The 12,265-nt window shown below is 70.8% G+C and carries 6 protein-coding genes; 3 read left to right on the top strand and 3 right to left on the bottom strand.

The window, feature by feature from the left end; genetic code table 11:
• The first annotated feature begins 221 nt into the window (after positions 1–221).
• Positions 222–3,647: an AfsR/SARP family transcriptional regulator gene (locus tag OG241_RS15525; RefSeq protein ID WP_405815959.1), complete on the top strand. Its 3,426-nt coding sequence runs from the start codon at positions 222–224 to the stop codon at positions 3,645–3,647.
• 16 nt (positions 3,648–3,663) lie between these two features.
• Here OG241_RS15525 and OG241_RS15520 read toward each other — a convergent pair whose 3' ends face one another.
• Both OG241_RS15520 and OG241_RS15515 read right to left on the bottom strand, forming a co-directional pair.
• Positions 3,664–4,491: an ABC transporter permease gene (locus tag OG241_RS15520; RefSeq protein WP_405815957.1), complete on the bottom strand. Its 828-nt coding sequence runs from the start codon at positions 4,489–4,491 to the stop codon at positions 3,664–3,666.
• Complete coding sequence (locus OG241_RS15515; protein WP_405815956.1) at positions 4,488–5,522, bottom strand: ATP-binding cassette domain-containing protein; 1,035 nt, start codon at positions 5,520–5,522, stop codon at positions 4,488–4,490. The genes OG241_RS15520 and OG241_RS15515 overlap by 4 nt, the downstream gene beginning before the upstream one ends.
• 154 nt (positions 5,523–5,676) lie before the next feature.
• On the opposite strand from OG241_RS15515, the gene OG241_RS15510 reads away from it, so the two are divergent.
• Positions 5,677–9,363, top strand: a complete 3,687-nt coding sequence (locus tag OG241_RS15510) for a LamG-like jellyroll fold domain-containing protein (protein WP_405815954.1) — start codon at positions 5,677–5,679, stop codon at positions 9,361–9,363.
• Between the two features lie 144 nt (positions 9,364–9,507).
• On the opposite strand, the gene panB is transcribed toward OG241_RS15510, so the two are convergent.
• Positions 9,508–10,395: a 3-methyl-2-oxobutanoate hydroxymethyltransferase gene (panB, locus tag OG241_RS15505; protein WP_405815952.1), complete on the bottom strand. Its 888-nt coding sequence runs from the start codon at positions 10,393–10,395 to the stop codon at positions 9,508–9,510.
• 245 nt (positions 10,396–10,640) lie between these two features.
• On the opposite strand from panB, the gene OG241_RS15500 reads away from it, so the two are divergent.
• A complete protein-coding gene (locus tag OG241_RS15500) occupies positions 10,641–12,239 on the top strand; it encodes an MFS transporter (RefSeq protein ID WP_405815951.1) in 1,599 nt (532 codons plus the stop codon).
• The last annotated feature ends 26 nt before the right edge of the window (positions 12,240–12,265 follow it).

Below are 12,265 nucleotides of genomic sequence, written 5' to 3'. Positions count from 1 at the left end.
CTCCTGAGGACTCGGCGGACAGTGCCGTACGCGACTGCGCGGGCGGGTCGACGGTACCTGTGCTCTGGAAGGAACGTCCCACCGAGGTCCGGAGGTTCCTGGATGTTCCCGGAGATCCTGGACTTCTCCCTGATCACACGCGTCCCTCATTACACGCGTCCCTGATCAGGCGCGTGTAAACCCGCGCGCGCCACTCACCCGTCCCCGGAGAGAATGGGCCCGTGCGCTACCGCATCCTCGGCACCACCCAGGCACTCCGTCCCGACGGCACCTCCCTCCCGGTCGGCGGTGCGCGGCTGCGTGCCCTGCTGACCGTGTTCGCCCTGCGGCCCGGCCGGACCGTGCCGGCGGGCGTCCTGGTGGAGGAGGTGTGGAACGGTGACGTGCCCGCCGACGCGCCGGCCGCCCTGCAGGCGCTGGTCGGCCGGCTGCGCCGTGCGCTCGGCCCGGACACCATCGCCTCCGCCGAGGGCGGCTACCGGCTGTGCGCCGTGCCGGACGACGTCGACCTGCACCGCTTCGCACGGCTCGCGGAGGAGGGCAAGCGCGCACTGGCCGACGACGACCCGGCCAAGGCCGCCCTGGTCCTCGACGACGCCCTCGCCCTGTGGCACGGACCGGCCCTCGCCGACCTCCCCGACCGCACCGCCGAGGCCGCCCGCTGGGAGACCCGCCGACTGGACACGCGCCGCGCCCGTCTCGCCGCCGCGCTGGCGCTGGGCGCCGCCGAGCAGTCGCTGCCGGAACTGACCGCCCTGTGCGACAGCCATCCCCTGGACGAGTCCCTTCAGGCGCTCCGGCTGCGCGCCCTGCGGGACGCGGGCCGCCCCGCCCAGGCACTGGCCGCGTACGAGGACGTACGCCGGCTGCTGGCCGACCGTCTCGGCGCGGACCCCGGCCCCGAACTGCGGTCCCTGCATGCGGAGTTGCTGAGGCCGGGCGGCTCGGGAGACGAAGCGCGGGACACCCCCGCCGCTGCGAACCCTGCGGGAGCGGCTCCCGTACCCGGCGGCGCCCCGACCGGCCGTACACCCCGGCCCACGGCCTTCACCGGCGCCTCCCGCTCCCCATCCCCGCTCCCACCCCAGGTTTCGCCCGCGCCCCTGCATTCGCCGTCACCCCCGCTGCCCGGCAACCTCCGGGCCCGTCTCACCTCCTTCGTCGGCCGGGAGGCGGACATCGAGGCCATCCGGGGCGACCTCGCCACCGCCCGGCTCGTGACGCTGCTCGGGCCCGGCGGCGCCGGCAAGACACGGCTGTCGCAGGAGGCCGCCGAAGCCGTACGGGACGCTACGGCGGACACGGCGCCCGACGGGGTGTGGCTGGCCGAACTCGCGCCCGTCGTCGACCCGGACGCCGTACCGGAGGCCGTCCTCACCGCCCTCGGCGCACGCGAGACGGTGCTGCGCGGGGCCGGCGCCGAGGAGTTGCGCGTCGCCTCCGCGGACCGCCACGACGACCCCCTCGTACGCCTCACCGAACACTGCGCCAACCGGCGGATGCTGATCCTCCTCGACAACTGCGAGCACGTCGTCGACGCCGCCGCGCACCTCGTCGCGGAGCTGCTGGAGCGCTGCCCGGGGATCACCGTGCTTGCCACCAGCCGCGAACCCCTGGGTGTACCGGGGGAGTTGGTGCGTCCGGTCGAACCGCTCCCCGAGCCTGTCGCGCTCCGGCTGCTTGCCGACCGAGGGGCGGCCGCCCGGCCCGGGTTCCGGGTCGAGGACGATCCGGAGGCCGCGGCCGAGATCTGCGGCCGGCTCGACGGACTGCCGCTCGCCATCGAACTGGCCGCCGCCCGGCTGCGGTTGCTGTCGCTGCGGCAGATCGCCGACCGGCTCGACGACCGGTTCCGGCTGCTCACCTCCGGCAGCCGTACGGTGCTGCCCCGCCAGCAGACCCTGCGGGCCGTCGTCGACTGGTCCTGGGACCTGCTCGACGGGGACGAACGGGACGTCCTGCGGCGGCTGTCCGTCTTCGCGGGCGGCTGCGACCTCGCCGCCGCCGAGGCGGTGTGCGGGCCCGTCGCGTTCGAAACGCTCGCCTCACTCGTCGACAAGTCCCTTGTCGTGGCCGCCCCTTCGGACGACAGCGACGTCATGCGCTACCGGCTCCTGGAGACCGTCGCCGAGTACGCCGGTGAGCGACTCGACGAGTCGGGCGCCCGATCCGAGGCCGAGCGCGCACACCTCACGCACTACCGTGAACTGGCCCGCACCACCGACCCGTTGCTGCGCGGCCCCGGTCAGCTCGCCGCCCTCGACGTGTTCCAGCGGGAGAGCGAGAACATCCGCGCCGCCCTCCGCCACGCCGTCACCACACGTGACGAACAGGAGGCGCTCTGCCTCGTCCTGTCGATCTCCTGGTACTGGCAGATGCGCGATCTGCGGCTCGCCGGCCGCAACTGGGCCCGCGAGGTCATGAACCTCGGCCCCGACCCCTTCGGCCTCCCGGTCCGCCCGGCCCAGCCCGTGTGGGAGCGCGTCACGGACACCCCGCTGCCCTGGCACGGCGAGCTGCTCGAAGAGGCCCGGCGCGGCGTCCACCTCATCCATCTCGCCTCCATGGACCTGGAGCTGGGGGCCTGGCAGACACCGGAGGCCCGGCAGAAGCTGCGCGCCATCACAGAGGTCTACGAACCCGGCGCCCCGCAGACCTGCCGCTACCCCGGCCTCCTCTGGTTCTACGCCGTCATGCTCACCCGCGACATGGAGCGGCTCAGCGTCATCGTCGGAGAGTCCGTGCGCACCTGCCGCGAGGCGCAACCCGCCTACGAGTGGGAGCTCGCCGCCTGTCTGCAGATGCGCGCCAACGTCCTCGCCAACCGCAGCGACTGGGCCGGCGACGCGACCCGCGACGCCGACGAGTCGCTGGAGATCTTCCGCCGCCTCGGGGACGCCTGGGGCGCCGCCGAGGCGCTCTCCGCACGCGGTGAGGCCCGCGAACGCAGGGCCGAGTACGCCGCAGCCGCGACCGACTTCCGGGACGCGATGGAACTGGCCGAACAACTCGGCGCCCGCGCCCAGAAGGCCATCCTCGCCGCCCGCCTCGGCAACGTTTTCCTGGAGGCGGGCCGGACCGAGGAAGGCGAACGGCTGCTGCGCGACGTGATCGAGAAGTCGGCGGGCATGGTCAACGAGGCCATGCCCGCAGCCCGGCTCTTCCTCGCGGCCTGGCTCGGCATCACCGACCGCGTCCCCGAGGCGCGTGAGCAACTCCGGCTGCTGCGGGTCGAGTTCAGAGCCGCTGCGTTCGTCGTCTTCGACGCGTTCATCCTCGGTGCGGAGTCCTGGCTGGACGTCGCGGAAGGACGCCACGAGGAGGCCCTCGACAAGGCGAGGCAGGCGGTGGCCCGCGCGGACGACGAGCTGTCCCGCGCCATCGCCCCCCACCTGCGTTCCACCCTGCTGTCCACCGGCGCCGCCGCCCTCGTCGGCTTCGACCCCGCTCGCGCCCACGACGCCGCCCGCTGCCTGGGCGCCGCCGACGCCCTGCTGCCGCCCGGCCATGTCTCCGGACTCGCGGAACGCGAGATCCACAGCCGCGCCGTCAGCGCGGTCCGCGACGCGCTCGGCGACGAGGCGTACGAGGCCGCGTACGCGGAGGGCGGTCGCCTCTCCGCCGGGGAGGCGACCGCCCTCATCTGACGTCGGACACGCGATGTCAGCTCTTCGTACGGAACTTGTGGATGGCGACCGGCGCCATCACCGCCGTGATGGCCACCGACCAGCCGACGGTCACCCACAGGTCGTGCGCCACCGGACCGCCCACCATCAGTCCACGCGCCGCGTCCGCGAGCGTGGACAGCGGGTTGTAGTCGGTGAACGTCTGGAGCCAGCCCGGCATCGACTGGGTCGGAGCGAAGATCGACGAACCGAACTGGAGCGGGAACAGCACCAGGAAGCCCATCGCCTGCACGGACTGCGCGCTCTTCATGATCACGCCCAGGGTGAGGAACACCCACATGATCGACGAGGCGAACAGCGTGGACAGGCCCACGGCCGCGAACAGTCCGACCCAGTTGTTGATGTCGAAGCCGACCAGGACGGCGACGATCATCAGCACGGTGGTCGCGAACAGCATCCGGATCAGCTCGACCGAGATCTTCGCGAACAGCACCGAGCCGCGCCCGATCGGCAGGGACCGGAAACGGTCCATGACACCGGAGTTGAAGTCCTGGCTGAAGCCGGTGCCGACGCCCTGGGACAGCGTCATGCTCATCATCGCGATCATGCCGGGGATCACGTACTGCACATAGCCGTCCTGCCCGCCGCCGGTGGCCTGCCCGATCGAGCCGCCGAAGACGAACACGAACAACAGGGTGAAGATGATCGGCATCAGCAGCGCGTCGGCCATCGACTCCGGGTCCTGCCGGATCCACAGCAGATTGCGCCGGACGAGGGCGCCGGTGTGGCGCAGATGGCCGCGCAGCGGGATACGGCCGTCGCCCTTGATGTCCTGCACGGGTGCGGTCACGGTCGCGGTACTCATACGGCGACCTCCTCTCGGATGTCGGCGGGGCCCTGCACGTCGTCCTGCGGGGCACCGGCACGATGGCCGGTGAGGGACAGGAACACCTCGTCCAGGCTGGGCAGTTCGGTGGAGATCGAGGCGATCGTGATGCCGCGCGCGACGACCGCGCCGGTCACGGCGGTGAGCTGCTCGTCGCTCAGGATCGGCACCAGCACACTGCCGGTCTCCGTGTCCACGGCCGTGGTGGCGAGACCGGTGATGCCGAGATCGTCCAGGTCGCGGGCGAGCGGGCGCAGTTGCAGCGGATCGGCGGGCCGGATCCGCAGGGTACGGCCGCCGACCCTCGCCTTCAGCTCGTCGATCGCGCCACCGGCGACGACCTTCCCCCGGTCGATGACGACCAGCTCGGAGGCGAGCTGTTCGGCCTCCTCCATGTACTGGGTGGTGAGCAGCACGGTCACCCCGTCGCCGACCATCCGCTTGACCTCGCTCCAGACCTCCTGGCGGGTGCGGGGGTCGAGTCCGGTGGTGGGTTCGTCGAGGAAGAGGACGACGGGCCGGCCGATCATCGAGGCGGCCAGGTCGAGGCGCCGCCGCATACCGCCGGAGTACGTGCTCGCCGGCCGCTTGGCCGCGTCGGTGAGGGAGAAACGCTCCAGCAGCTCGTCGGCGCGAGCGCGGGCGTCCTTGCGGGGCAGGTCGAGGAGCCGCCCGATCATGTACAGGTTCTCCCAGCCCGGGAGCTTCTCGTCCACGGAGGCGTACTGACCGGTGAGCCCGATCACCCGCCGCAGCTGCCGGGGCTGGCGCAGCACGTCGTACCCGGCGACGGTCGCCTGCCCGGCGGTGGGCTGCAGCAGTGTGGAGAGGATGCGTACGAGGGTGGTCTTGCCGGCGCCGTTGGGTCCGAGCACACCGAGCACGGTGCCTTCCCGGACGTCCAGGTCGACGCCGTCCAGCGCCTTGGTCTCGCCGTAGTGCTTGACCAGCCCCCGCACGGAAACGGCACTCTTGGCCCCGCTGGCGGGGTGGTTGTCGATTCGCGTCATGAACCGAACCTGTCACCCCCCACCGACAAACCACCTACAGACCACCGACAGCCGATATCGGGTGGGGATCCCACCGCCGAACCGGTGCGTTCCCGTCGGCAGACGGACAAGAACTCACAAGCGGCAAGGGCCTGTTGATCCGTACGCTTGTTCGGTGAAACCGATCTCAGGAAGCTCAGCGGATCCGCCCGCCCGCCCGGCCCCCGCCCCTCGCCGGGGCCGGCCACGGTGGCGGCCCACTCTTCTCTCCTTCGGCCTCGCTCTCGGCCTGGCGGGAGGTCTCGGTGCGGCACCCCAGGCAGTGGCAGCCGGCGTCGCCAACTCCACGAAAGCCCAGTCCATCGGCAACACGCCGCAGCAGATCCTCTTCCAGGCCGGAACGGGCGGCTACGGCTGCTACCGAGTACCAGCGCTGGTCCGTACGGGAGACGGCTCGCTCCTCGCCTTCGCCGAGGGCCGCAAGACGCAGTCCTGCGGCGACCGCGGCGACAACGACATCGTCGTGCGGCGGTCGACCAACGACGGCCGCACCTGGGGGCCGATCAAGGTCGTCGCGGTCGGCGACACCGCGCTCGGGGCCTATGGAACCGGCACGGTCCCGGCCGGCACCGAGGCCGGATCGCCGGTCACCCGCAGCAATCCCGCGCCGGTGGTCGACGCGGTCAACCACCGCGTCTACCTGCTCTCCACCTCCAACCCGGTCAACAACAGCTATCCCCGGATCCCCTGGGTGCAGGAAAGCGCGGACGACGGGCTCACCTGGAGCGCTCCCACCGCGCTCAACGTCAGCCTCACCACCTCTCCCATCGGAGGGGGCTGGTTCGCGACCGGCCCCGGTCACGGTGTGCAGCTCACCCAGGGGACGCACAAAGACCGACTCGTCGTGGGTGCCCACCAGCAATCCGGGAGCAGCGTCCACGCCGGCTACCTCTACCTCGACCCGAATGCCGACAACACTGCGCAGTGGAAAGCCTCGTCGACCGTGGGCTCGACCTCGGCCAGTGTGAAGCCCGCCGAGGTGAGCGCGACCGAGGTGGCAGGCGGCAAGGTCCTTCTGGCGGCCCGCAATGAAGACGTCGCCGGTAACCACAGGCTCACCAACACCAGCGACACCCCGACGGGCAACACGGTCCCGGCGGTCGGAACTTTTGGGGAAGAGTCCATACCGGCGCCCGCCGATATCCAGGGTTCCGTCCTGACGGTGCAGCAGACAGACGCCTCCAAGAACCTCAAGGAGGAAGTCCTGCTGTCCGCCCCGGCCAACGTGCCGGCGAAGACCGCGATGACCATCTGGTCGCGCTGCGCAGGCGTCTGGAACTCCACGGGGAAGGTGGTCAGCACCGCCCCCGACAAGGCGGGCTACTCCGACCTGACCCTGATGGCGGACAACGAGATCGGCCTGCTCTACGAGGCCGGGGCGAACTACTCCGCCAACGAGATCCGCTTCACCCGCTTCTCCCAGGGGCAGCTGGGCACCGGTTGCAACGCGTCACCGCCTGCGAGTACGTCGAATCAGGCGTCCCCCGCCCTCGCTCCCACCACTCCGGACGCCTCCCCGCAGGCGAACGACGGCTACCTCAGCTCCACCGGGGCGACGCTGAGCAGCACCGACCCGCTCCGCAACGCGGGCGACTCCACTCGGAACAACAGCAACCTGGCCCTCTCTGCGGGCGGTTACGCCGAGGTTCCCTACGCCCGGTCGCTGCGCACGGGGACAGGTGACTTCACGTACTCGATGTGGTTCAAGTACCAGGCGCAGACGGACCCCGCCACCGAGCCCGACCACATCCTGTTCTGGTCCGGCGCCACCGGAACCACAGAACCGCAGGTCTGGCTCAGAACCCAGCGGAAGAACAGCCTGAACCAGTTGTACGCCTGGGCACAGAGCAGTGACACCGACCTGGCCCGCGCGACTCTCAAGGACACTTCGGGCTGCGCCTGCGCCTTCGGCGACAACAACTGGCACTTCGTCACGGTCACCCGGGCCGGAAGCCGGCTCAATATCCAGGTCGGCAGCGGTCCCGTCGGAGTGCCGACCGGTGCCATCACCGGTGACGTCTCCAGCGACTCCACCGGCAGCCCCCTCGGCATCCGGATCGGCGCCAGGCCCGTCGACGCCTCCAGCCCCTTCACCGGGAAGATCGACGAGTTCCGCCTGTACCGCAGCGCGCTGACCTCCGCCCAGCGGGCCACGCTCGCCACCCCCGACACCAGCCGCGACAAGGTGAGCGGGTCCACCGACCAGGCGGCGGACACCGCCGCCAACGCCGGCCTCGCGGTGCGCCTGCCCTTCCAGGCCCTGGACCGGACCACCGCGGTGAGCACCACGAACATCGCGGGTACCGACGACGAGTCCGGCAACTGCACCGACGGCACCCTCCTGGGCGCCAAAGCCGTAGCGAGTGGCAGGTTCAGCGATGCGCTGCCGGTGAGTTCCGCACTTCCCGGCGCCACCTCGGAGCTCACACCGGCGCTGGACGTCGCCGATCGCGATTTCACCTACGCGATGTGGTTCAGGTTCTCCGGCTCCGCCTCGGGCACCAGCCCGCGCGCCCTTCTGTGGGCCTACGGGCCAGGCGTGGCGACCTCGGCACAACTCTGGGTCCAGGCAATGCACAAGGACAACGGGACAACGACGCTGCTGGCCGCCGTCCAGTCGGACACGGGCCCCGCTGTGACAGTGGAGACCAATGCCAACGGGCAGGACTTCGGCGACGGAAAGTGGCACATGTTCACGCTGCAACGCCACGGCAGTGCCGTTCAGCTCGACGTCTGGGGCGGCGACACGCCCGTCCTCCAGGAGTCGGCGACCGCTTCCGCCGCCCTGAGCGGTTCGCTCACCGGCGCCAAGGCAAGCGGTGTCACCGGCGTCAGGGTGGGGTCCAAGCCCGACGGAACCAAGATCCTCGACGGAGACCTCGACGACTTCCGCCTTTACGACCACGCTCTCAACGCCGACGAAAGCAAGGCTGTCGCCGGAGGCGGAGGGCTTTTCCCGACGTCCGGTCTGTCGGTGCGCTGGAGCTTCGACAACAAGTACATGTACTCGGGCCCGGCAAACCGGGCCGCACCCGAGACCACTCCCGCGACCCCCGATCACTCCGGCTGGTGCAACAACGCCTATGTGCTGAACGGCGGGAGCATCAACACCGCGGGCAAGCTCGGCACCGGGCTGAGCCTGAACGGCAGTACGACCGGAAACGCCGCCCTGGTGCCGTACAGCCCCAGCCTCGCGCTGGCACCCGAGGCGGTGGCCCCCTCGGCGCAACCGCGCCGACAGGGCGAGACCTCCGACTTCACCCTCTCGCTGTGGTTCAAGTACGCCGCGACGGAGTCCACACCGGATCAGGTACTCCTGTGGGCCTACGGCGCCGGCAGCGCGGAGCGTCAGCTCTGGCTCCGCGCCAGCCCGCTGAACCACGGCATCTACGCCGACATCGAAACCGGTGCCTCCGGAGCCCGCATCCTGGCCCGGGATCCCGATGTGACCCGGGCCGCCTTCGGGGACGACATGTGGCACCACGTGACCCTGGTCCGCTCCGGTGACTCCCTGACGATCGCGGTGGACAACCTGGCCGCCCAGACTGCTGCCGCCAACCTCGGCGACGGCGCCCTGACCGCCACCGACACCTTCGCGGTCGACGGTTTCCGTCTGGGCAGCAAGCCCGACGGCAGCCAGCCCCTGACCGGTTCTCTCGACGAGGTCCGTATCTACCGGCAGGCCCTCGGCGCCACGGACCTGGGCACCCTCCAGGACACACCTGCCGGTCCGCCGGCCCCGACCCCCGTGCTCTGGCTCCCCTTCGACACGATCACCGCCCGGAGCTACTCCCGGATGTGACGCCACCCCACCCACCACGACCGGGTGGGGGCGAAGGAGGGGAACAAAAGCCGCAGCCCGCCGATGGGGGAAGTCGGCGGGCTGCTCTCGTACCGCAGTGGCTCTATGGCATCCAGGTCGGTCGGACCAGGTCAGCCGGAACAATCAGTGGACGGAGTGCTCCTCCAGCGGGAACGTTCCGCCCGTCACATCCTCCGCGAACGCCTTCGCCGCGTTCCCCATGACCTCACGCAGGTTCGCGTACTGCTTGACGAACTTCGGCACCCGCCCGCCGGTCAGCCCCAGCATGTCCGTCCACACCAGCACCTGCGCGTCCGTCTCCGCCCCCGCCCCGATCCCCACCGTGGGGATGTGCAGCGTCCGCGTGACCTCCGCCGCCAGCTCGGCCGGCACCAGCTCCAGGACCACCGCGAACGCCCCCGCGTCCTGCACGGACTTCGCGTCCCGCAGCAGTTGCTGCGCGGCCTCCTCGCCACGCCCCTGGACGCGGTAGCCCATGGAGTTCACGGACTGGGGGGTCAGACCGATGTGGGCCATCACCGGGATACCGGACTCGACCAGCAGTTCGATCTGGCGGTGCGAGCGCTCGCCGCCCTCCAGCTTGACGGCCCCGACCCCCGCCTCCTTCACCAGCCGCGTCGCCGAGCGCAGCGCCTGCACAGGGCCCTCCTGGTAGGAACCGAAGGGCAGGTCGCCGACGATCAGCGCCCGGCTCGTACCCCGGACGACCGCCGCCGAGAGCATGGTCATCTCGTCGAGGGTGACGGGTACGGTCGACTCGTAGCCCAGGTGACAGTTGCCGGCCGAGTCGCCGACCAGCATGACGGGGATACCGGCCTCGTCGAAGACGGACGCGGTCATCGCGTCGTAGGCGGTGAGCATGGGCCACTTCTCGCCGCGCTCCTTGGCGGCGGTGATGTCCCGGACCGTGATGCGGCGGGTGCCCTTGCCTCCGTACAGCGCGTTCGTCGCGGTCGTCGTCGCGGGGGTGCTGCCGGCGGAGGCCTGGTGGGCAGACTGAAGCTGCGTCATGGCAACGGCTCCTTCATTCATCTCGAGGCGCCCTGACGGCGTCCCCGGATCCCTCCCATGGTGGCACCTCTCGTCCGGGGACGGCTAGTGGTCGCCCACGGAGGGCCGCCGGTGTGCTGAACGTCTCGCGCCGACGCCCGGACGCCCCGGCGACCCCGGCGACCCCGGCGACGCGGAGTAAGAGCTGGGTAAAGCTATTCCGATACGAGACGGTCTCGTATCGGAATAGGCCTAAGCTTGCCGTCATGACTACTCCTGCCGGCCCACCCGCCACCGGCCCCCGGATCCCGGAGGCCGTGCACCGGCGGCGCTGGGCGATTCTCGGCGTGCTCATGCTCAGCCTGCTGATCGTGGTGCTCGACAACTCCATTCTCAACGTCGCCATCAAGACCATCTCCACCCCCGCCCCGACCGGCCTGGGCGCCACCCAGAGCGAGCTGGAGTGGGCGATCAACGCCTACACCCTCGTCTTCGCCGGGCTGCTGTTCACCGCCGGGATCCTCGGCGACCGGCTCGGCCGCAAGAAGGTGCTGCTCGGCGGCCTCGCCGTGTTCGGCATCGGCTCCGCCTTCGCCGCCTTCGCGGGCTCGCCCACCGAGCTGATCGTCTTCCGGGCCGTGATGGGCCTGGGGTCCGCCTTCGTGATGCCCGCCACCCTCGCCGTCCTCATGAACGTCTTCGAGCGCGAGGAGCAGCCCAAGGCCATCGGCATCTGGGCCGGCGGTGTCGGGCTCGCCATCGCCATCGGGCCGATCACCGGAGGCGTCCTCCTCGACCACTTCTGGTGGGGTTCCGTCTTCCTCATCAACGTGCCGATCGTGATCATCGCCCTCGTCCTGATGACGGTCCTGGTGCCCGACTCCCGCGACCCGAAGCCCGGCCGCATCGACCCCGTAGGGGTTGTGCTGTCCGTCGTCGGCCTCGTGCTGCTCGTCTACGGCATCATCAAGGGCGGCCAGCTCGCCGACTTCACCGACCCGCAGGTGCTGGCGACCATCGGCGCCGGTCTCGCCGTACTCGTCGGCTTCGTGCTGTTCGAGAAGCGCAGCGACCACCCGTCCATCGACGTGACGTACTTCCGCAACAAGACCTTCTCGGCGGCGATGTCCGTCATCGCGCTCGTCTTCTTCGCTCTCATGGGCGTGACCTTCTTCTCGGTCTTCTACACCCAGAGCGTCCGTGGCTACTCGCCCCTCCAGACCGGCCTGCTGATGCTGCCGCTGGCCGCCGCCCAGCTGATCTTCGCGCCGCGCGCCCGGCTGGCCGTCGACCGCTTCGGCAACCGGGCCACGACCACCGCGGCCATGCTGCTGATCGCCGCGACCCTGGCCGCGTTCGCCTCGTTCGAGCGGGACACCCCGATCTGGGTGCTGGAAGTCGTCTTCTTCCTCATGGGCACCGGTATGGCGCACATCATGACGCCGACCAGCGTCGTCATCATGCAGGCCCTGCCCCGCGAGAAGGCCGGTTCCGCCTCCGCGCTCAGCAACACCTTCCGCCAGGTCGGCGGCGCGCTCGGCATCGCCGTGCTGGGCTCCGTCCTCTCGGCGGCCTACCGCAGCGACATCGAGGACAAGCTCGGCGCGCTGCCCGCCGACGTACGGCACACCGCGGGCGAGTCCATCGAGGCCACCCTCGGAGTCGCCGCCAGGCTCGGCCCCCGCGGCGACGCCCTGGTCGGCCCCGCCAACGACGCGTTCCTGCACGCGATGCACATCACCGCGCTGTGCGGCGCGGGCGTCGCCCTCCTGGGCGCCCTGGTCGTCGTCCTGTGCCTGCCGGGCCGCCCGGCCGCACCCCGGGAGGGCGAGGAGAAGCCGCAGTTGGCGTCGGCGGACCACTGAGCGGCGGACGTACGGCATGAAGGGCG

Origin of the sequence: Streptomyces sp. NBC_01390 (genome assembly GCF_045040105.1) — a bacterium.
Classification (GTDB): Bacteria; Actinomycetota; Actinomycetes; order Streptomycetales; family Streptomycetaceae; genus Streptomyces.
This window is presented reverse-complemented; position numbering and strand designations above follow the sequence as displayed.

Coding starts and splice junctions, on each gene's coding strand:
- OG241_RS15520 (WP_405815957.1), bottom strand. CDS start 4,491: ATGAGTACCGCGACCGTGACCGCACCCGTGCAGGACATCAAGGGCGAC.
- OG241_RS15515 (WP_405815956.1), bottom strand. CDS start 5,522: ATGACGCGAATCGACAACCACCCCGCCAGCGGGGCCAAGAGTGCCGTT.
- panB (WP_405815952.1), bottom strand. CDS start 10,395: ATGACGCAGCTTCAGTCTGCCCACCAGGCCTCCGCCGGCAGCACCCCC.
- OG241_RS15500 (WP_405815951.1), top strand. CDS start 10,641: ATGACTACTCCTGCCGGCCCACCCGCCACCGGCCCCCGGATCCCGGAG.